This is a genomic window from Mesorhizobium sp. M1423 (genome assembly GCF_040317575.1).
Taxonomy (GTDB): Bacteria; Pseudomonadota; Alphaproteobacteria; order Rhizobiales; family Rhizobiaceae; genus Mesorhizobium.
This window is the reverse complement of sequence record NZ_JAMYKU010000007.1, coordinates 1-21,273: the sequence shown is the minus strand read 5'-3', so window position 1 is coordinate 21,273 and position 21,273 is coordinate 1. Positions and strand designations below refer to the sequence as shown.

The following is a 21,273-nucleotide window of genomic DNA, read 5'->3' as shown; positions in this document are numbered from 1 at the left end:
TCGAGGCAGGAAATCGCCGACGTGAGGCACTTGCGCTGGCACACCCCGCTGCGCTGCGGCGCCTGCGGGTCGGGCATGTCGGTCAAGGACAGGATGGGTCGCCTGACGCGCATCATGTGCACGCGCGCCAAGGAATCGCGCTCATGCACCAATGTCAGGCCCTATGCGCTCGATCATATCGAAGCGACGGTCATCGACGGGTTGCGCGCCAGGTTGAACGACAAGGCGCTGATCGACCACTATGTCGCTGCCTACAATGACGAGCATCAAAAGCTCTATTCGGGGCAGGGCGCCTCGCGAAAAGGCCGCCCAGCGGCTCGACGCCGCCAGGCGCGAATACGACCGCGTGCTGAACGCCTATGTCAAAGGCATGATTGCGGAAGCCGAAGCCGAGCAGCGCTTGCCAGTGCTACGCGAGGAGCGCCAGCACCTTGAGGCCGAGCTCGCCGTGCTGCCGCAGCCGCCGAAGGTCGTGACGCTGAAGCCGGCGCTTGTCGCCCGCTACATCCGCGATCTGGAAGCGCTCGCCGCCGCGATCGGAGAGAATGGCTTCGTCTCGGAAGAAGCCAAGAAGATCGTCCGCGACGTCGTGTCGACCGTGACAGTCTACCCGCCGAAGGCAGGCGAGCAGCCGTCGATCCTGATTGATGGATACCTGTCAAACATGGTCGACCAAGGCCTTGGCCACCTCGTCTCCGTTCGGGGGGAGCGATGGTAGCGGGAGAGCGCTACCGCCTTTCCCCAGACCCTATAATTTACCAGTTCAGGCTTCGTTGCTGCGGTTGAGTAGAGCCGTCTGCTGGGAATCAAATTCGGGGGTCAGCAGTCTAATCTCTTCGGTCGTGCCAGATATCTTAAACGAACCAAAATCCAGCGCTTTGGTCCGGTGTTGAAAGGCAGCTTCGCGCCTGATTTCGGTCATAGAGATCAGCTTCGCCGCGTCCTGAAAGCAGACATCGCAAGCGAGGACTCGGGAGGTCGCGGTTGTCGCGCAGATCGTGGCCGTTACCGCGCCGCCGATTTTCTGGAGTGATAAGCCGCGCCCGACGCGGCGAATTCGTAACCCTACTCGGCGGCCGTCTCCGATGGCGCCTCTGCCGGCCCCGAAGGCTCGGCCTCGGCACGGGGCTTGCGCCGTGAAAACAGCGACCTGAGCGTGACGTAGAACACCGGCGTCAGGAACAGGCCGACGAAGGTGACGCCGAGCATGCCGGAGAACACCGCGGTGCCCAGAGACTGGCGCATTTCTGCGCCCGGGCCCGTTGCGATCATCAGCGGCACGACGCCGAGGATGAACGAGAAAGCGGTCATCAGGATCGGCCGCAGCCTGAGCCGGCAGGCTTCGACGGCAGCCTCGGCGGCCGACAGGCCGCGTTCCTGCGCCTGGCGCGCGAATTCGACGATCAGGATCGCGTTCTTGGCGGCAAGCCCTATCAGCACGATGAGGCCGATCTGCACGAGGATGTTGTTGTCCAGCCCTCGGAAAGACACGCCGAGCAACGCCGCGAGCACGCCGAGCGGCACCACCAGCACAATGGCGAACGGCAGCACCCAGCTTTCATATTGCGCCGCCAGCGCCAGGAACACGAACAGCACCGACAGTCCGAAGATATAGACAGCGGCATTGCCGGTGTTGCGCTCCTGATAGGCGAGCTCGGTCCATTCATAGGAGGTACCGGCCGGCAGCGTCTTTGCCGTGATCCCTTCCATCAATGCCAGCGCGTCGCCCGTGGAAACGCCGGGCGCGGCGTTGCCCTGCAGCGGCACCGAGACGTACATGTTGTAGCGCTGGACCAGCGCCGGGCCGGTGACGTCGCGGATCTCGATCAACGTGCCGAGCGGAACCAGCGCGCCGGTCGCCGAGCGCACCTTCAGTTTCAAGATGTCGGCGCGATCGAGGCGGAACGCCTGGTCGGCCTGCGCCCGCACCTGGTAGACGCGCCCGAAAGCGTTGAAGTCGTTGACGTAGGCGGTGCCCAAATTGATCGACAGCGTCTCGAAGATGTTGGGGATCGGCACGTTCAGGATGCGCGCCTTGTCGCGATCGATCACCAGGAAGAATTGCGGGCTCGACGCGGAGAACGTGGTGAACACGCCCGTCAGCCCCGGCGTCTTGTTGGCCATGCCGGCGATTTCGTTGGCAAGCGCCAGGATCTGCCGCATGTCGGCGCTGTTGCGCTCCTGGATCTGCAGCTTGAAGCCGCCGGCATTGCCGACGCCGCGGATCGGCGGCGGCGGCAGTGCGATAATGAAGGCTTCCTTGATGCTTTGCAGGCTGCCGAACAGATTGCCGATGACCTGGGTCGCCGACTGGCCGGCTTTCAGTCGCTCGTCAAACGGCTTGAACCTGGCGAAGATCACGCCCGCGTTGCTGGCGTTGGTGAAGGTCGCGCCGGAGAAGCCGGCGAAGGCGACTGCGTAGTCGACGCCTGGCGTTTTCTGGATGATCTGCGACGCCTGCTGGATGACCGCATCGGTCCTCGACAGCGAGGCGCCGTCCGGCAACTGGACGACGACGATCGCATAGCCCTGGTCGAGCGACGGAATGAAACCGCGCGGCACCGCCTGCACCATGTAGACCGTGGCGTAGATGAGGGCCGCGAAAACGGTCAGCATGGCGGCGATCGTTATCCACGACCCGACTAGCACGCGGATGATGCTCGAATACCAGTGGGCGACCCTGTCGAAGCCGCGATTGAAGCCGTCGGCGAGCGCCCGTCCGAACCGCGCCAGGAAAAAGCGCGGCGGCGCCGCCGCAGCGTGATGCGGCTTGAACAGCAGTGCCGCCAGCGCCGGCGAAAGCGTCAGCGAATTGAATGCCGAGATCGCCGTCGACACCGCGATGGTGATCGCAAACTGCAGGTAGAACTGCCCAGAAATGCCGGGGATGAAGGCTGTCGGTACGAACACGGCTATCAGCACCAGCGAGATCGCGATGACCGCCGTTCCGACTTCGTCCATGGTCAGGTGCGACGCCGGATTGGGCGCCAGCCCTCTGGCGATATTGCGCTCGACGTTCTCGACCACGACGATCGCATCGTCGACGACGATGCCGATCGCCAGAACGAGGCCGAACAGCGTCAGCATGTTGAGCGAGAAGCCGGCGGCGTAAAGCACCGCCAGCGTGCCGATCAGCGACACGGGGATCGCCACGATCGGCACGATCGCCATGCGCCACGATTGCAGGAAGACGATGATGACGATGATGACCAGCAGCATCGCCTCGAGGATTGTCTTGTATACCTCCTGGATCGACTCGGCGACGAACTCGGTCGGATTGTAGACGATGTCGTAGCTCAACCCCTTCGGGAAGTCGCGGGAAAGCTCCTTCATCTTGTCCTGGATCTCCGCGGCTGCGGCGAGCGCATTGGTGCTCGGCCGCTGGAAGATGGCGAGCGCCACGGCCGGTTTGCCGTTGAGATAGGAGTTGGTGACGTAATCCTTGGCGCCGAGCTCGATGCGCGCCACGTCCTGCAGCGAGATCAGACGGCCGTCGTCGGTCGATTTGACGATCACGTATCGGAAGTCGCGTGCGTCGTTGAAGCGGCCTTGCGTGGTGACCGTGTACTGGAACGCCGTGCCGGTGCTGGTCGGCGGCGCGCCGATCGAGCCACCCGACACCTGGACGTTCTGGTCGCGCAGCGCCTGCACCACATCGCCCGAGGTCATCCCCAGGGCGGACAGTTTTTCCGGATCGAGCCAGATGCGCAGCGAATATTCGCGTTCGCCGAAGATGATGAGGTCGCCGACGCCGTCGAGTCTGAGCAGTATGTCGCGCACCCGCGAGCGGGCGTAGTTCGAGACGTAGAGCTGGTCGTAGGTATTGTCGGGCGACAGCAGGTGCACGACCATCATCAGGTCGGGCGAGGTCTTGGTGGTGGTGATGCCGAGGCGGCGGACTTCTTCGGGCAGGCGCGGCTCGGCGACCGACACGCGGTTCTGCACCAGCACCTGCGCCTGGTCGAGATCGGTGCCCAGCTTGAAGGTGATGGTCAGCGCCATCGCCCCGTCGCCCGATGAATAGGACGACATGTAGAGCATGCCCTCGACGCCGTTGATCTCCTGCTCGATCGGCGTTGCCACCGTCGCTGCGACCGTCTCGGCGTCGGCGCCCGGATACTGCGCGCGAACGACGATGGTCGGCGGCGCGATCTCGGGATATTGCGCGACCGGGAGCTGGGTATAAGCAATCCCGCCGAGGATCAGCAGGACGATCGAAACGACCGATGCGAAGATCGGACGGTCGACGAAGAAATGTGCGAACCTCATTGCTGCAACTCGGCGGTCTCGGCCTTGGGCGGCAACGTCACCATCTCGACCTTCACCTTGGTGCCGGGCCTGGCGTGCATCAGCCCGTTGACGATGATCGTCTCGTCGCCGGTCAGGCCCGCGCGGATCACCCGGTAGCCGTCGAGAAGCGGGCCGGTGCGCACAGGCTTGGCCGACACCATCCCGGCCTCATCCACCAGGAACACGATGCGGCGATCCTGATCGGCGCCGATCGCCTTGTCGGGCACCAGCACGCCGCTATGCGGCAGCGACCCCGGCACGTTGATGCGCCCAAACATGCCTGGCTGGAGAATGCCGTCGGCGTTGGGAAAACTTGCACGCACCCGCATGGTGCCGGTCGCGTTGTCGATCCGGTTCTCGGCAAAATCGAGCTTGCCTTTGAATACCGCCTCCGCGCGGTCGGCGACGCGAACCACCACCTCGAGCCCGCCGGCGCCTTCCTGCATGCTGCCGCCACGCTCCTTCGCGTCGCGGGCGTAGCTGAAATACAGGCGCTCATCGACGTCGAAATAGAAGTCGATCGGATCGCGCGTAACGATGGTCGTCAGCAAGGTGGAATCCGGCTGCACGAGGTTGCCGACCGACACCAGCCGGCGGTCGATGCGGCCGGACAAGGGCGCCTTGATCTCGGTGAATTCCATGTTCAGGCTGGCCGTCGTCAGCGCAGCCGTCGCGCCCTGCATCTGCGCCTGCGCCGAAAGGTATTCCCGCCGGCGGTCGTCGACCGTCGCGGTTGAGATATTGCCGGTCTTGGCGAGTTCGTCGGCGCGATCCAGCTGCATCTTGGAGAATTCGAGCAGACTCTTGGCGACGTCCACTTGCGATTTGGCGGCATCATAAGCCGCCTGGTACGGACGCTGGTCGATGGTGAAGAGCAGGTCGCCCTTGTTGACCAGTGCGCCGTCCTGGAAGCTGACCTTGTCCAGATAGCCGCTGACGCGCGAACGGATGGCGACCTGGTCGACGGCTTCGAAGCGCCCGACGAACTCGTCGTCCTCGACGATTTCACGGACCACCGGCTTGGCCGCCGTCACCACGGGAAGCTGCTGGTCCTGCGCAAACGCAGTGCTGCTGAAAGCCATGCCGAGCAGGAATGCCGTCGACATGGCGGCGCGGGCAAGCCAGCCGGCCGATCGACGGGGTCGCCCGCCCGCGTCGCGATGCAATTGCCCATTCTCTGGGGTGTCCATTTGCGTCCTCGCTCGCTGGACCGGAGGTCGGTTGATCCGCTTCTACGCTCAGGCTTCTCGTCGAGATCAGAGCACTGCAGTGTTGTGCATGGCAACATGATCATTTTCCATGTGGGCTGAAATGTCCACCCTGTGGCTGCCCCGCCACCGGCTAAAGTCAGTCGCGAATTAAGGGATTCAGGATTCCTTTGATGGACGGCTTATGATTCATATTGGTCGAAGGAGACCGATATGGGCATTACCACGCCGGCCGGATTCTAATGGACTGCAACACTTCGGCATCGAGCAGTGCGTTGACATATCCCTCCCGTTGCAGCCGTTGTTCCGTCTCGCTCGTTGAAGACGATACATCGACACAAAGAACCAGTTCGAGATCCACCGAGGAAACCTGCTCCGCCGTGGCCGACAGCGACGTTGTCAGGCTCACCGCCACAGCGAATAGCACGCCTCGTGCCCGTTCGGGTTTTCTCCGACCAGCGAAGCGTGGAATGAAGGACATCATCTCGGCGCGTCCATCCGGTTGGTCAACGGGAGGATGCTGCGGTGGCAATTGCACTCGGCGTCAGCCGCGAAACCGCGCGCACCCAGCTCAAAGAGGTATTCGCCAAAACCAACACATACCGTCAAGCGGAACTCGCCACGCTCGTCACCCGCCTTCGGCCACACGCATGATGACCGATTGGTAGGAGCGTATCACGGCCGGAAGCGTCAAGAGGCAGGTGCTGGCGCAAGGCGGCCAACGCGGCACCGCAGTTGTTTTCAGGCAATGGCAAGTAATGTCGTTGTGGCCAAGATGGGGCGCCAGCGGAATGGCACCTTCTGGCTAGTTGGTCCCGTCCGCTTCCGGCCCCAATTGCCCGTCAGCAAAGCGCCAAAAGCGAACCTTGGCTATCGGAAGCGCCCTCAAGCAATAGCGCCATGGTCATCCGGTGAGCAGGCAACGCCTGTTGCCATTGCGTTTGTGCCTCCCTCCACACCGGGGCTCTGTGGTCCGCGCGCATGACAAAACGGCACGCTCGTCCGTGCCAGTGTGCCAGCGATGTAAGCGCCAGCACCGGAGGCAGTCATGGACATTTACAGTCTCGTCGCAGCGAACCTTCATTCAGGGGTCCGTCCCGCGCTGAAGGATGCCAAGTCTGAAGACCGCTACTACTCGGATCAGGTCGCCTTGCCGCGATTGGGCCCCGGGCTGCTCGGGTCAATCGCCGTCTGCGCCTTGCTGATCCTTGTAGGCATGCCTCCGAGCTGAGGCCATGCCGCGAGAGATTGGCCGTGATATGCTGCCACGCGACGTTGCCGGAGAGCGGGTGATGGACAATAGCGAGGCCGATAAGGCCGCAGTCGTGGCGGTGATCCGCGCCGAGACCGAAGCCTGGCTGCAGCGGGATTTCGAGGCATTGGCGAGCCACTGGGTGCAGTCGCCGCAGACCCGGCGAATGGAGGCCTTTGCCTCACTCGGCGTTCGGGTCGACGAAGGCTGGGACGTTATCGCCGCCCGGCTCAAGAAGATCGTGGAGCGGTTCCCCGACAAGCACGCCTTCGAAGAGCGCGTGCGCTGGGAGAAGGTCAACATCGTCGTCGACGGAAACGTGGCCTGGATGACTTTCGACCAGATCGGCAGTGATACGGGCGAAGACCGCAAACGTCAGCTCCGGATTCTTCACCGGATCGGCGGCGACTGGAAGATCGGTTGCATGGTGATGATGGAGAGCAGCGTCGAGGAAGCGAATAGCCCGCTGATCGAGGTCGACGCAGACGCCCGAATACTCTGGACGAACCGGCCGGCACGCGAGCGGATAGCGGGCCACCCGGGCCTGGTCAACGCCGCCGGTCGCTTGCGTGCCCGGCGACACGAGCATGATCTGGAACTTCGCGACGCGGTGCGCCTGGCGTTCCGCGAGTTGCAGAGCCAGAGACCCCTGAACATATCGCCGAAACAGGCCTGGGCAGTGGCGCTTGGTGAGGACGCGGTGGGGGTGCCGCTGCATTGCTGGGTTCTGCTTGAGGACGGCAAGGTACTGGTGTCATTCGACGATGCCGCGACGATCGCGCGCCGGATCACTGGAGCGCAGGAAGTCTACGGACTCTCGCCGGCCCAGGTCAGGCTTGCCCGCCTGATTGTCGATGGTCACGATCTAGCGGCCGCCGCCGATCTGCTCGCAGTCAGCGTCAACACCCTGCGGACCCAGCTGCAGCGGATCTTCGACAAGACAGGAGTGCGCAGCCAGGCCGCATTGGTTCGTTCACTGCTTAGCGCTGAGGCGCCGAACAAGTAGCCCCGCCCCGCCCCAATGCCCTGCTCATGCCGCTCGCCCCCCGGGCGGGTGAAGGGAAGTGAACCCTCATCGTAAGCGTGAGAACTTGAGTGCACTGCCGGCATGAGTCTGCTTTTTGGGCCAGGAGCAGCCCTTCTGAACGGTCCGCTTCGCGCCAAGAAGCGGCCATCTAAGCTGACGATCAAACCCACATAGAGGATGGTCGTCATGTTTCGAGTAACACACCCGCCAAATTCGTCTTGCGCAATGCGCCCGATCTCGGCAATCACGCGCTCTCGATCAGGACGGAGCGTTACGTTGGAGTAGCTCGAATAGAGCTGCATCGTCCGATCTGGATCGAGTTCTATCTGCCAGGTGCTTGCCTGAACGTCGATCATGTCAAACGCTTGCGTCGCTTCTAAAGCGGCCAATGGCGCGACCTTATCAGCACCGAACTCAAGATTGGATGAGCCGCTGTTTGACGGGTTCACCGGACCATTAGAGAGAAGGACCTTCGTTGCTTCGTGGAATGGATCGTCGCGGTCAGGGTCGCCAAAAATGTTCCAGAATGGCGCCCACCACCCACCTACTCGAAGGGCATCAACGACCCTCTGCAGTGCGTCTGCTTCGTCGACCCAGTGAAACGCGGTTGCACTTGTCCCGAGGTCAAATGATGAACTCGCAAGCACAGCATCTTCAAAGGCGCTGTTGACGACGCGAAGTGCCGGTGATCCTGCCTTCTCTTTGAGAAAGCCTGCGAGGCGAGCATCCGGCCCTACGAAAATCTGATCATTTCGAAGACTTCGCCCGAGCTCGATGCGGAGCTTGAAGACCTCAAAATTGCCGAGACGCACCTCAGCATTGCGGTCGACACTTTCGCCCGCGAAGCCGAACGGATGAGAGACACCGAGGCGGAAGGCCGCGCCTTTGAGGATGCCAAGGCGATGACTGAAGCCAACGCCGCTTTCGCGAAGGCGCTAGGCACGCCGGTCGAATAATTCGCCACACTCATACCAAGGGGGGCGCCCGCGCGCGAGGGACACTGGCTAGTAGTTGACGCGAGCCCAGTCGATGTCGAAGCCCGCAACCTCTAGTTCCTTCGCCAGCTTCGGTTTCCAAGCGCCATGGTCGTCAAACGGTTCCCAGACGATCCCGACTGTGTCCGAGGGAAGTTCAACATCGCCTCGTTTCAACGCGCAAACCCGCTCACGACCCAATTGGCCTATGAAGAACCCCCATTCGAGAATTACGTTTTGACGCGCGCGATGCTTCGGAGGATGTCCGGCTGTCCCGCCAATAGCGTCGTCGGGCGTTAGTAGAAGGACGGCAAAACCCACTTTGCTGTTGGCTTCAAATTTCTCGATGATCGTTCGCCCGCGATTGGCCTGCTCGTGCAAAATGATGGGGTCGAAACCGATCCTTTCCAGAAAGCGGGCGACGGTTTCTTTTGCCGCCTCGTCGTGACCGTGGACGACGAATACCTTTCGTTGTGGAGCTGCTATGGCAGGCTTTGGTGCAGGCGTTAAACTCTCAGCTTGGACAAAGCCATCCGACGGAAAGGGAGATGGCAGCCAGGCACGCGGAGGCTTCGTCGGCCGCTGCCAGTTTGGCCGTGGCATGGCATTGGGAGGTGACGTTGACTGCGACAAGGCATTGGCGACTTTTTCGATCGCATCTTTATGATGAGCTTCTGCGTCTTTTTGAAGAGCCTCCTCGAACTTCACCCGCTCGGAAGATGTAACGTTCGGGATGTCACCAGGCAGCACGAAGCGTTTATTCTCTTCAACCGCCCGCTCTACAATCGCGTCCCAGAGATTTTGCTCTTCGGCGGTGTTGTCAGTGGGGTTTTCGATAGCGACTTGGCAAGCGAGTTTGCGCGTTCCTGTAGGCCCGATCCGCTGCCAGCATTCTTGTCGGAGAGGCCGAATTCGAGGAGCATCTGTTGAAATCCCGAGTGGCCAAGGGATTTGAGAATGCTCGAAGCGGCTAGAACCGTTCGTCGCGAGTATTTGCTTCCAGCCAATCAGTTAGCCTCCTGAGTCTTCGTCGGAACAGTACTCGACCCGAGTTCAAAGATCACCATCTAAGCCGCCTATGTCTGTGCAGGACGCGCGCGGACGACCCGGTGTAGCCGAAGGGCTGGGACGAGCTCGTCGCACGCCTACGGCCCTAGTTTTCGATCCTGGTAAAAATGCTTACGGGGTTCCCTCTCACTCCCATATGGAGCACCGGGAGCACAGTGGAGCACATTTGGATAACTGGATAACCGTAGAGCATAGGAAATTTTCAGTAAGTTTCTGATTTCGCTAACATAAAAAATTAAGCGCAACGTAAGTGTGCATTCGAGTTGACACCATACGTGCGAACTGTCATCGTTGAACTGCCTACATACGCCGATAGACCGTCGGTCAGACAGCAACTAAGTCATTGTAATTATTGGAAAATTTCTCTATGTTAGTGTTGTTCGATCAGCTCGGCCTCCACCCCCGAGTCAGAGAGCGACACAGACGGCTGCGGGGTCCAAACCCGCAGCCACTTATCTTGGAAGGCTAAAATGAACGTACCTAAACTCGGTGTCAAAAAAACGATTGAGATGAAGCAGGCTGAGCTTCGGAAAGAAGTCTTCGGCCCGATCAGTCAAGCGCACACTTGGTCGCGTAAAACTGCGAAGGGCTTCACCACTATTCCCCGAACCATGCCTTTGCTGGGCGCGATCATGGACGGTCTGTCGGGCAAGGGTAAGCCAGTTTCGACTACCTACCTGGAGCTCTGGTGTCGGAGCAATGACGAGGGATTTGTGACGCTCAGCAAGCAGGTCGAGACCGCTTATGCGTCCGGCTTCTCAGGAGAGCGAGCAGTATCGACGTGGAAGGAGCGCGTTCGGAAATTGGAAGAGTTGCAGTTTCTGATGACGAAGCCGGGGGTGTCGGGAAGCCTGCATTACGTCCAGCTTTGGAACCCATACCTAATAGTCAAGTTTCACAAAGCCCAATCTACACCTGGCTTTCGGCCGGAACTTTACAATGTGCTGTTTGAGCGAGTGCAGGACATCGGCGCGCGTGATCTCGACTAGTTCCCATTGCCGTTACCCCGGCAACGAAAATGAAAAACCCGCCATCTGGCGGGTTTGAATTATCCAGCTATTCCAGATACTTTTGGTAGCGGGAGAGCGCTACCGCCTTTCCCCCCCTCAGAGACCATGCGATATTGTCTACAGTGTCGGGCGTGATGAGCCTGTCTCGGTGCTGCAAAGACCCGTAGGGAACGGGAGAGTCTGACCCGAAAGCTATCCACAACCCGAACGGCAGCTTTGCGCCTATAAGTGGTCGTATCGCGAACTCGAGCCATTGCCTGAAAGCGGACATCCACCGGGAGTAATTCAAACTGCCTCGGGCTTCCTTTTCTCACGGGCCTTCGCGGAGCGCCTCTTCGCCGCAGCTGAAGGACTGCCTAGCCCAAGCTGCTCGAAGAACGCTCTATTCCTGACCTCGATCCCGCAGCATCTTGGCATAGGACATGACGCGTATTCGCGCCTTGTGCGGTATCGACCAACCGTAATACCCTTCACCATCGGGTGTACATGTAGCTTCATTGTCTCCGTGCCGCGGATTGCTCCTCCTCAATCCGACCGGAGGCGTGCGACCGCCAAGATCGATATGGACTTCGAAGTCAGCTATCGCGCAATGTTCTCGCTGATCGCTGAGGTGGATGTGTTTGGGCAAGTCCGCGGTGGCCAGCGCTTGGCCGATTCTATCGTTGCTGATGTCGGCGAGGTCAATCAATCCTCGACTTCGATGAGGTCACCGGGATCGTCAACCCGTCTCACGCCAAAGTCTGTGGGTGGCGCAGACGCGGCAGCGCCGGCTTGGTTAGGCCCAGCCTAAGCAGAATTATCGAAAATCATTATTTGTGCATCGCACACAGCGTGCTTTGCTCCATCCGCCGGCTGAAAGAGAACAAAAAGAACGTCAGGCGGCAGCCTTCGGCGATGCGTCCGAAGCGGGTTGTTTTGGCGCCGACAGCGCCTGACCTCAGAAAAGACAGGGGAACGTGATGACGACAATAATCTCGAAGTTTCGCCGCGCCGCACTGGCGGCCGGCATTGCCCTGAGTGCCCTTTCGGTGAGCCTCCACGCCGAAGCCGGCAGCTTGAAGCTGGGCATGACGACCTGGGTCGGATACGGCCCGCTCTTCCTTGCGCGTGACATGGGCTACTTCAAGGAAGGTGGGCTCGATGTCTCGCTCGAAATCATCGAGGAAGCCTCGCTGTACATGGCCGCCGTCGCCGCCGGCGAGCTCGACGGCAGCGCTTCCACCATAGACGAAATCATGAAGTACCGTTCGAAGGATGTCTGCTTCAAATCGGTCTATGCCCTGGACGACAGCCATGGCGGCGACGGCGTCCTGGCGCCGAGCGGGGTCAAGAGCATCGCCGACCTCAAGGGCATGGAGGTTGCGCTGAACGAAGGCTCGGTGTCCCAGTTCTGGTTCAACATCCTGCTCAAGCAGGCGGGTCTGAGCCAAGCCGACGTTAAGATCACCAACATGACGGCGGATGATGCCGCCGCTGCCTTCATGGCCGATCGCATTCCTGTTGCCGTCACCTGGGAACCGCACCTGACGCTGGCCAAGAAGGAAAACAAGGGGCAGGTGCTGATCGACTCCTCGAAGACACCCGGCTTGATCGTCGATGTGGTGGCGCTGAACTGCGACTACATCACCAAGAACCCTGGCGATGTCGAGGCGCTGGTGAAGGGGCTCTACAAGGCCAACGAGTTCATCAAGGAAAATCCTGCGAAGGCTTATGAAGTGATGGCCAAGGGCGTCGGCGGCTGGCTCAAGGATCCGAAGGACTTCGCCTCCTCCGCCGCGGGCGTGAACTTCTACGGCAAGGAGCGCAATGCGCAATTCTTCGCTGGTGGCGAGAGTGGTGAAGCCGGCAAGCTGATCAAGCTCGGCGGCGATGTCTGGGGCGGTTTCGGCAAGCTCAAGATGGACATCAAATTCGACGACCTCGTCGATCCGTCCTTTCTTGCGAAGTGATCTGGCCTTGTAAAGTGAGCTCGCTGGACCGCGGGCCGAGCCTCGCGCCTGCGGTCTATCCAGCCCAAAGGGTTTCCCTGTGACATTGGCACCGAATGCAACGTCTCCCATCAGCCATATCGTGACCACGAACGTGGATAAAAGTCAGCCCGGTCGATCCGCCTGGAAAGCTGTCACCACACCTTTTCAGGCCGTGTCGCGCCCTCTCTCCATCACGCTCAGCGTCCTGGTCTGGGGCGCGGTCATCGGCGGCTGGTTCGCCTTGACCTATTCCGGAGCGGTCAAGGAAATGTTCCTGCCGCGCCCCGAATCCGTATTGTTCACCACCATCAATATGGCGCTTGACGGGTCCTTGTGGGAGCACGTGCTCGCCAGCGTCCAGGTGGTGCTGATCGGCTTCGTCATTTCGAGCATCGTCGCGGTGCCGCTCGGATTGACCATGGGCACCTACCGCATCGTCCAGGCCGCGCTCGACCCGCTCGTCAATTTCATCCGCTATCTGCCGGTGACGTCCTTCGTGCCGCTGTTCATCCTGTGGATCGGCATCGGCATCGAGCAGCGTGTGGCCGTCATCATCTTCGGCATCTTCTTCCAGCAGCTGGTGATGATCGCCGACAGCGCCCGCAGCGTTCAGCGCGACCTCGTCAATGCGGCTTACACGCTTGGCACGAAACGCGGCGACACGGTCTTCCATATCGTCTTTCCGGCCACGCTTCCGAACGTGCTCGACGTGCTGCGCGTCACCATGGGCTGGGCCTGGACCTACCTCGTCGTTGCCGAACTCGTCGCCGCGCGCAGCGGACTTGGCTACATCTCGCTCAAGGCAATGCGCGGTTTCCAGGTCGACGTGATCTTCATGGCCATCGCCATGATCGGCATCCTTGGTCTTTGCACCGACCAATTGTTCCGGGGCATCCGCCGCCTCGTCGCTCCCTGGGCCAATTGAGGAGTACGCCGACATGGACGCCCTGACACTCGCGACGAAACCAAAGAGCGCCGACATCGGCGTCGACAATGTGGTCCTGCGCTATGGCAAGGGCGACAACGCCGTGCTGGCGCTGGACGGCATCTCCTTCCATGTCGTGCCCAATGAGTTCTGCGTGATCGTCGGTCCATCCGGCTGCGGCAAGTCGAGCCTGCTCTATCTCGTCGCCGGCCTCGAGGAGCGTACCGGCGGCATGATCTCGGTCGGCGGCAAGCCGGCTACCGAGCCGGGTCCGGATCGCGGCATGGTGTTTCAGGCCTATACGCTGTTCCCTTGGCTCACCGTGGCGCAGAACGTCGAATACGGTCCGAAGCGGAAGAGCATGCCGGCGGCCGAGCGCAGGGCCATCGTCGAGCATTTTCTCCAAGAGGTCGGCCTGGCGAAATTCGCCAACCATTATCCCTCGCAACTGTCGGGCGGCATGAAGCAGCGCGTGGCGATTGCGCGTGCGCTCGCCAACGATCCGCAGGTGCTGCTGATGGACGAACCCTTCGGAGCGCTCGACAGCCAGACCCGCCACTCAATGCAGAAGCTTTTGCTGAGGATCTGGGACCATTCCAAGAAAACGGTCCTGTTCGTCACCCATGACATTGACGAGGCGATCCTGCTGGCGGACCGGGTGCTCGTCATGTCCGGCCGGCCCGGCCAGATCAAGAAGGAAATCCGCGTCGGCCTCCCGCGTCCGCGCAGCATGGATCTGGTCATGGAGCCGAACTTCATCGGCATGAAGCGGGAAATCCTCGAGCTCTTGAAGAACGACGAAGACGACGAGCATTAGAAGGCATGAGCATAGCGACCGCGGAATTCGACTATATCGTCATTGGCGCGGGCTCGGCCGGTTGTGTCCTGGCCAACCGGCTGAGCGCCAACCCCGCCAACCGCGTCTGCCTGATCGAGGCCGGCGGCAGCGACGACCGCACAAGGGTGCGCGTGCCGGCCGGCATCCTCTCGCTCTACGGCAATCCGACTTTCGACTACGGCTACAAGGGCGTGCCGCAGCCGCTGCTCAACAACCGCCGCATACCGGTCAACCGCGGCAAGCTTCTCGGCGGATCGAGCTCGATCAATTCGATGGTCTACATTCGCGGCGCCGCGCAGGACTACGATGAGTGGGCAGCCCTTGGCTGCGCGGGGTGGTCTTATACCGATGTGCTGCCGGTGTTCAAGAGACTGGAGCGGAACCTCCTGTCGCAGAACCCGGACTATCACGGCTTCGACGGCGAACTGCTGGTCGACAATCCGCGTGATCCCAACGCCGTATCCAGCCTGTGGGTAGAGGCGGGCCGGGACGTGGGCCTGCCCGAAAACCGCGACTTCAACGCCGATGGTCAACTCGGCCTCGGCATCTACAATGTGACCCAGAACAAGGGGGAACGGTGCTCGGCCTATACCGCCTTCGTCCGGCCGGTTCTTGGCCGCCCGAACCTCCAGGTCCTGTCAGGCGTCGAAGTGCTTGATCTGGCAGTCGAAAGCGGGCGCGTCACCGGCGTCAATGTGATCAAGGACTGGGCAGCCCAGCGGCTGACATGTCGCGCCGAAGTGGTGCTGAGCGCGGGCGCGATCGGATCGCCGCGCATCCTGCTTGCTTCCGGCATCGGCCCGGCCGAGGAGCTGAAGGCGGCGGGGGTGGAGCCGGTGATGAACGTGCCCGGGGTCGGAAAGAATTTGCGCGACCATGTCGACGGCATGATCACGATGCGATCGAACAGCACCAGGACGCTCGGCCTGTCGCTCGCCAATCTGCCGGCAATGCTGGCCGCACCCTTCCAGTATTTCGTCCGGCGCAAGGGCATGCTGACGACCAACTATGTCGAGGCCGGCGGCTTCGCCAAAACCAGATATGCCGGCGATATTCCCGATGTCCAATTCCACTTTGTTCCGGGCTACCGCAGCCATCGCGGCCGGCTTGTCGAATATGGCCATGGCTATGCCGTGCACACCTGCGTGCTCAGACCCGGAAGCGTCGGCGAAATCACGCTCGAGCGCGACGGCACCCGCCGCAACGTTCTGATCGATCACCGCTTCTTCAGCGACGGGCAGGATGCTTTGACTCTGGTCGAGGGCATCAAGCTGGCGCGCTCGATCCTGGCCTCGCCGGTCTTTGCCGATATTCGCGGACCGGAAATCCTGCCGGGACCCGAGGTCGTCACCGACGACGAAATCCTCGCCTATCTGCGTGCCGAAGCGCTGACCGTCTATCACCCGATCGGCACGGCGAAGATGGGCACCGATACCATGGCGGTGGTCGATCCCGCCTGTCTCAAGGTGCGCGGCTTCGACAATCTGCGCGTGGCCGACGCTTCGGTCATGCCGACGCTGATCGGCGGCAACACCAATGCGCCATCCATGATGATCGGCGAAAAAGCGGCCAGGGCGATATTGTCGTAGCATTCCCCGGGGGGCATGGCGGCTCGCCAAACTCCGGATTGCACGCGAGGCGGAACGATCGGCGGGGGCGTTTCCTTCCAGCGTGCGGTTTCAGCGAGCGCTTGCATTGTAGGGCGCGCGAAGCGTGACCTGCCTGCGGCCCATCCCGTTGAACCCGACCGAGACCTCAGCGGCCCTGCCAATCTCGGCGGCATGGTGCGTCAATATCCGAAGCGTCTCTGACGCGTCTTCCTCGGTCAGTTTGCTCTTTGCGCCGCGCAGCCCCTGGCCACGGCGAAATTCGGCGGGGCTGCAGCCGAAGCGGGCTCTGAACTTGTTGTAGAAGACCGCCGGGTTGCCGAAACTGTTGCGCTCCATGATCACGCTGATGGTATGGTCGGTGATGCGAAGTTCATGCGCGGCGGTGTCCAGCCGCTGGTTCTGGCAATAGTCGCGATAGCCTATCCCCAGATGACGTTTGAACAGGCGCGAAAGGTGGCTGAGCGTCAGACCTTCGGCAGCCGCGATCTCGCTCAGGGATTGATTGTCCTGCTGTTCCCCGACCGTGTCCATGATCTTGAGTATTCGACTACGGCTGGCGGAACGGAGCTGAGCCGCGCCCCCATCCGGCTCTTCCCAGGGGGTCGCGCGGTAGACGAAACAGGCGAGGAGATTGGCGATTGTGTCTCGAACCATCATCTCCTCGGGATGCCCGGCCTGGTCGAGGACCAGCCGCGCCATCAGCGCCTTCATAGGAGCGATCCTGTTCATGAAAGAACGGCCGTGCAGGAAGGTGCGGCACAGATAATGCCGGGACGAAAAGCCGGGCAAACCCAGCCGCTCGAAATATGCGGCGTCGAGATGCACACCGCAGATCAGCGCATCGCGTGAGACCGACGTGGAGTTGTGCGGCACGTCCGAATTGATGACGATCACGTCGTCCTGGTTCATCTCGCAGACCTGTCCATCAACCACCAGTCGAAACCGGCCGCGCAGCACAAGAAGTATCTCCATCTCGCGATGCCAGTGATACGGAACGTCTATGGCGCCGTGGACGAAGGCCCAAAAGTGCCGTGTCGCCGTGGGGGCATGGCTTTCAAAGCCGGCATCCTGTTTGCCGCGCACCTCGCCGGGCCGCAAATAGGCGATGTTCATCTCTCGTCCTCCGTGAAGGCATCGCTCAATAAGCATCAAAAACTGTCGTACTTCCAGCACAAGTTTCGCGGCTAGATTTGCGCCCCGCCGGATGTCATCAAATCGTCGTCCTGAAAGAGATCGGACGCCTTGGTGCTGCCAGGCAATTCGCGGGCGGCGAGCCAGTGGCGCATGGCAAATCGGATGAAATGTGCATGAGCTGGAATGTTTCCGACAGGCAAATCAATGCCCTCGTTGCGGAAATGACCGTCGAAGAGAAGGTTGCTGCGGTCAGTGGTCACGGCTTGTGGCGCACCGCGACCAATTATCGCCTCAACATCCCCGAATTGCTGATGACGGACGGCACCTATGGGGTGCGCTATTCGATCGACCAGATCGACGGCATGCAGGATGGCGACGGGCAACTCGCCGCGTTCCTCGGTGTCGTCAACACTGATCTTTCGACGGGTGTCGAAAACGCATTCGGTTCCACCCGTCCGGCAACCTGCTTTCCGAACGGCTCCTCACTGGCGTGTTCGTGGGACGTTGGTCTGGCCTATGATCTCGGTCAAGCGCTGGCTGCCGAATGTCAGGCTTTCGGCGTCAACATTCTGCTCGGTCCCGGCATCAACATCCGCCGCACGCCACTTGCCGGCCGAAGCTACGAGTACTATTCGGAAGATCCGGCGTTGAGCGGCGAGATTGCCGCGGCCGTCATCAACGGTTTGCAGCAGAATGGCGTCGGTGCCTCGCTGAAGCACTTCGCCTGCAACAATTCGGAAGTCCAGCGCACGACAATGAGCTCTGTCGTCGATGAGCGCGCTCTGCGCGAGATTTATCTCGCGGGGTTCGAGCGGGCCATCCGCAAGGGCAATCCCTGGACGGTGATGAGCTCCTACAACCGGCTGAACGACGTCCAGGCGGCGGAGAACCATTGGCTGCTGACCGAGGTGCTGCGCGACGAGTGGGGCTACGACGGCGTTGTCGTTTCCGACTGGCACGGGATCAAGGATCGCCCCGCCTCGATGAATGCCGGCAACGATCTCGACATGCCGGAAAGCGGCGCGCGCAAGCAGGAATTGATCGACGCGGTCAAGGACGGCCGGGTGCCGATGGCAGCGCTCGACCGGTCCTGCCTACGTATCCTCAAGCTCGTTCGTACTGCGCGCAACGCCATCAGGCCGAACGCCGAGGCCGACCTCAAGAAGCATCACGCGCTCTCGCGGCGCATGGCGGCGGAATCGATCGTGCTTCTGAAAAACGAGAACGCGATCCTGCCCCTCGATGCGGCGAAGGCAGGCAAGATCGCCGTGGTCGGGGCTGCCGCAGCCGAACCGGTCATCCAGGGTTCCGGCTGCGCGACGACACGTCCGACCGAAGTGGATATTCCGCTGGATGAGATCCGCAAGCTTGCGCCCGGTGCCGCGGTCAGCGTCCATGCCGTAACCGATTTCGAAGCTGGCAGCACATCCGAACAATCGGCTCTCGCGGCCGTCGATGCGGCCGATGTGGTGCTGTTCTTCGGCAATACCGAGGTCGGCTACGACGGCGAGGGCTCCGACCGCACCCATCTCAATCTTCACGCCGGACAGGACGAGCTGATCGAGCGTCTCGGCAACCGCAATGGCAAGATCGTCGTCATCCTGTTTGCTCCAGATGCGGTCGTCATGCCGTGGATCGACAGCGTTCAGGCTGCGGTTGCTGCCTTCTTCGGCGGGCAGGGCATGGGCAAGGCCATTGCCGATGTCCTGTTCGGCAGGCAGAACCCCTGCGGCAAGCTGACGGTGACATTCCCGGTCCAGATGGAGGACATCCCCGGCTATCTCAGCTATCCGGGCGAGAATGGCCGCCATGTCTACAGCGAAGGCATTCATGTCGGCTACCGCCACTACGACAGGCGCAAGCTTGCCCCGCTGTTTCCATTCGGCTTCGGGCTCAGCTATTCGACGTTCACCTATTCCGACATCTCCACCAGCACCGACCGCATCGATGGTTCGGGCACGATCCGCATAGCGTTCGACATCACGAACACCGGCAGTGTCGCCGGCAAGGAAATCGCTCAGGTCTATGCCCGGCCGCACAGTCCGCGGTTGATGCGGCCGATCCGCGAACTCAAGGGTTTTGCCAAGGTCGAGCTGCAGCCCGGCGAGACCAGGCGCGTCGAGGTGACGATCGAGAGCGGCGATCTGCGCTATTACGACCCTGCCTATCGGCAATGGCTGCTCGATGCGGGCCAGATAAGCTTCGAGGTCGGAGCATCTTCGCGCGACATTCGTCTGGAGAAGACGGTCAAGGTGGACGCGCCGGCGCTGCCGTCCACGGTCCTCGACATGGAGAGCCAGCCTTTCCTCTTGCTGGAGCAGGACTTTGCTCGTCGCCGCTTCCGCGACTTCCTCAAGGCGCAGCTCGATCTCGACGACGAAGAGGCTGCAAAGATGATGGAGTACTGCGCCAGCTCCTTCCTGGGGATATACAAGACCGTGTCCTGGGTGGCCGGCGAAAAGATCTCCAAAGCCACGATGGCGGCATTTCTCGACAGTCTCAACAAGGAGATTGGAGAGGCGGTCAGCAAGGCAGCATGACGTGATGACGGCGCCGTTCGAAGCTGACCGAACAGGTAACCGGACCGCCGCCCCGGACGTCCCGGGGCTTGAGATCAACAAAGCATCAGGGGAACTGAGATGAATTTAAGACGCTTTACTTTCACGATATCCGCACTCGGCCTGCTCGCCGGCTCCAATGCCGCGCTCGCGCAAACCGTCGACGTGCAGCACTACTGGACGAGCTCCAGTGAATCCAAGGCGATGAACACGGTGGCCAACGCCTTCAAGTCGAAGGGCGGCAAGTGGATCGACAGCCCATCGGCCGACTTCGACGCCGCGCTTGCGGCCGCCACCAGCCGCATTGCCGGCGGTGAACCGCCCTCCGCCATCCTGATGACGCCGAGCTCCGCCTTGCGCGACCTTGCCGCTTCCGGCCAGCTTCGCGACTTCGACGATCTCGCCGCCAAGGAAGGTTGGCAGAAGGTGATGTCGCCCCTGGTGTGGAGCAAGCTCAATGTGGGCGACCAGCTCGTTGCGCTGCCCGTCGGCATCCATGCGCAGAACTGGGTCTGGTACTCCAAGCCCCTCCTGGACGAACTCAAGATCGAGCAGCCCAAGACCTTTGACGACCTCTTCGCGGCAGCCGACAAGATCCAGGCATCCGGCCGCGTCGGCATAGCCGTCGGCGGCGAGCCCTGGCAGGAAGTCGGCATCCTCTTCAGCTCGATCCTTGCGATCGGTGGCCCCGACTATTGGAACGAGCTGATCGTGAAGCGCTCGCCCGAGGCGCTCAAGTCGCCGGTCCTGGCAAAGGCCTTCGAAACCTTCCGCAAGGTATCGACCTATGCCGACCCCGCCAGCCCGGGCCGTTCCTGGAACGACACCACCAACCTCGTCGTCACCGGCAAGGCCGGCTTCCAGTTCATGGGCGACTGGGCGCGCGGCGAGTTTCTGGCCGCCGGCAAGGTTGCCGGCAAGGATTTCGGCTGCTTCCTCACGCCCGGCGAAAAACCGAGCTACGCGATTCTGATCGACGTCTTTGCCTTTCCGGTGAACAAGGATGAGGACCGCATCAAGGGCCAGACCTTGCTTGCCCAGGCCGTCATGGATCCTGCCGTCGAAGAGCAGATCGCCGAGGTCAAGGGCTCGGTGCCGTCCCGCACCGACGTGGATACGACCAAGCTCGATGTCTGCGCGCAGCTCGGCGCCAAGACGCTTGCCACGCCGGGTGCCGCGGTGCAGGCCGCCTATGATGCGCTGGCAGGCGATCTGAACGGGCAGGTGACCGACCTTGCCACCCAGTTCTGGACCGACAAGTCCATGACGACGCAAGCGGCGGTCGAGAGCTTATCGAAAATCCTGCAGAGTGAATAGTGAGCTGTGCCGGGCCGGGCTAGTGGGGGCCCGGGCCACGCGGCGGGGGGGGACTGTGAGGTACTGGGAGGTTATGGGTTATTTGGGCGCAC

General features: G+C 61.5%; 16 protein-coding genes and 3 pseudogenes. 11 read left to right on the top strand and 8 right to left on the bottom strand.

Translation table 11 applies throughout. From position 1 onward, the window contains the following. Nucleotides 1-21: 21 nt before the first annotated feature. Both NKG95_RS10985 and NKG95_RS10980 read left to right on the top strand, forming a co-directional pair. Nucleotides 22-195, top strand: a pseudogene (locus NKG95_RS10985) (recombinase zinc ribbon domain-containing protein); the annotation flags it as partial. Between the two features lie 61 nt (nt 196-256). Continuing rightward, on the top strand, nt 257-718 hold the full coding sequence (locus NKG95_RS10980) for a hypothetical protein (RefSeq protein ID WP_353040709.1): 462 nt from the start codon (nt 257-259) through the stop codon (nt 716-718). Between the two features lie 45 nt (nt 719-763). Here NKG95_RS10980 and NKG95_RS10975 read toward each other — a convergent pair whose 3' ends face one another. From NKG95_RS10975 to NKG95_RS10960, 4 genes are all read right to left on the bottom strand, one after another. Beyond that, nucleotides 764-922: a hypothetical protein gene (locus NKG95_RS10975; RefSeq protein ID WP_353040630.1), complete on the bottom strand. Its 159-nt coding sequence runs from the start codon at nt 920-922 to the stop codon at nt 764-766. 143 nt (nt 923-1,065) lie between these two features. Next, complete coding sequence (locus NKG95_RS10970) at nt 1,066-4,269, bottom strand: efflux RND transporter permease subunit (protein ID WP_353040629.1); 3,204 nt, start codon at nt 4,267-4,269, stop codon at nt 1,066-1,068. Next, nucleotides 4,266-5,396, bottom strand: coding sequence for an efflux RND transporter periplasmic adaptor subunit (locus tag NKG95_RS10965; protein WP_352494795.1), 1,131 nt, complete (start codon nt 5,394-5,396; stop codon nt 4,266-4,268). The genes NKG95_RS10970 and NKG95_RS10965 overlap by 4 nt, the downstream gene beginning before the upstream one ends. A gap of 322 nt (nt 5,397-5,718) precedes the next feature. Further along, on the bottom strand, nt 5,719-5,982 hold the full coding sequence (locus tag NKG95_RS10960; RefSeq protein ID WP_352482031.1) for a DUF1194 domain-containing protein: 264 nt from the start codon (nt 5,980-5,982) through the stop codon (nt 5,719-5,721). 564 nt (nt 5,983-6,546) lie between these two features. On the opposite strand from NKG95_RS10960, the gene NKG95_RS10955 reads away from it, so the two are divergent. Continuing rightward, nucleotides 6,547-6,729 carry a hypothetical protein gene (locus NKG95_RS10955; RefSeq protein WP_353040628.1) on the top strand — a complete coding sequence of 61 codons (183 nt, stop codon included), beginning with the start codon at nt 6,547-6,549 and terminating at the stop codon, nt 6,727-6,729. 61 nt (nt 6,730-6,790) lie between these two features. Further along, nucleotides 6,791-7,756, top strand: coding sequence for a LuxR family transcriptional regulator (locus tag NKG95_RS10950; RefSeq protein WP_502913940.1), 966 nt, complete (start codon nt 6,791-6,793; stop codon nt 7,754-7,756). Between the two features lie 569 nt (nt 7,757-8,325). Here the strand turns inward: NKG95_RS10950 and NKG95_RS10945 are convergent. Next, a pseudogene (locus NKG95_RS10945) lies at nt 8,326-8,589 on the bottom strand (class I SAM-dependent methyltransferase); the annotation flags it as partial. Nucleotides 8,590-8,781: 192 nt separating this feature from the next. Continuing rightward, nucleotides 8,782-9,501, bottom strand: a complete 720-nt coding sequence (locus NKG95_RS10940; protein ID WP_353040626.1) for a TIR domain-containing protein — start codon at nt 9,499-9,501, stop codon at nt 8,782-8,784. A 788-nt stretch (nt 9,502-10,289) separates the two neighbouring features. Between NKG95_RS10940 and NKG95_RS10935 the strand changes: the two genes are divergently transcribed. Beyond that, the gene (locus tag NKG95_RS10935) at nt 10,290-10,808 is read left to right on the top strand and encodes a hypothetical protein (protein WP_352884425.1); all 519 of its coding nucleotides are present in this window, start codon (nt 10,290-10,292) and stop codon (nt 10,806-10,808) included. A 628-nt stretch (nt 10,809-11,436) separates the two neighbouring features. Here the strand turns inward: NKG95_RS10935 and NKG95_RS10930 are convergent. Then, nucleotides 11,437-11,520, bottom strand: a pseudogene (locus tag NKG95_RS10930) (XRE family transcriptional regulator); the annotation flags it as partial. 268 nt (nt 11,521-11,788) lie between these two features. Between NKG95_RS10930 and NKG95_RS10925 the strand changes: the two are divergent. The 4 genes from NKG95_RS10925 (at nt 11,789) to NKG95_RS10910 (ending at nt 16,151) form a co-directional block, all read left to right on the top strand. Next, nucleotides 11,789-12,778, top strand: a complete 990-nt coding sequence (locus NKG95_RS10925; RefSeq protein ID WP_353040625.1) for an ABC transporter substrate-binding protein — start codon at nt 11,789-11,791, stop codon at nt 12,776-12,778. Nucleotides 12,779-12,899: 121 nt separating this feature from the next. Then, nucleotides 12,900-13,724, top strand: coding sequence for an ABC transporter permease (locus NKG95_RS10920; RefSeq protein ID WP_353040624.1), 825 nt, complete (start codon nt 12,900-12,902; stop codon nt 13,722-13,724). A 13-nt stretch (nt 13,725-13,737) separates the two neighbouring features. Then, nucleotides 13,738-14,541, top strand: coding sequence for an ABC transporter ATP-binding protein (locus NKG95_RS10915; RefSeq protein WP_353040623.1), 804 nt, complete (start codon nt 13,738-13,740; stop codon nt 14,539-14,541). A 5-nt stretch (nt 14,542-14,546) separates the two neighbouring features. Beyond that, nucleotides 14,547-16,151 carry a GMC family oxidoreductase gene (locus NKG95_RS10910; protein ID WP_353040622.1) on the top strand — a complete coding sequence of 535 codons (1,605 nt, stop codon included), beginning with the start codon at nt 14,547-14,549 and terminating at the stop codon, nt 16,149-16,151. A 90-nt stretch (nt 16,152-16,241) separates the two neighbouring features. Here NKG95_RS10910 and NKG95_RS10905 read toward each other — a convergent pair whose 3' ends face one another. Beyond that, nucleotides 16,242-17,285 (bottom strand): helix-turn-helix transcriptional regulator, encoded by a 1,044-nt coding sequence (locus tag NKG95_RS10905; RefSeq protein ID WP_353040621.1) that lies wholly within the window; start codon nt 17,283-17,285, stop codon nt 16,242-16,244. Nucleotides 17,286-17,479: 194 nt separating this feature from the next. Here NKG95_RS10905 and NKG95_RS10900 point away from each other — a divergent pair, with 194 nt between their 5' ends. Further along, complete coding sequence (locus NKG95_RS10900; RefSeq protein WP_353040620.1) at nt 17,480-19,846, top strand: beta-glucosidase family protein; 2,367 nt, start codon at nt 17,480-17,482, stop codon at nt 19,844-19,846. 99 nt (nt 19,847-19,945) lie between these two features. Next, the gene (locus NKG95_RS10895) at nt 19,946-21,181 is read left to right on the top strand and encodes an ABC transporter substrate-binding protein (RefSeq protein ID WP_353040619.1); all 1,236 of its coding nucleotides are present in this window, start codon (nt 19,946-19,948) and stop codon (nt 21,179-21,181) included. The last annotated feature ends 92 nt before the right edge of the window (nt 21,182-21,273 follow it).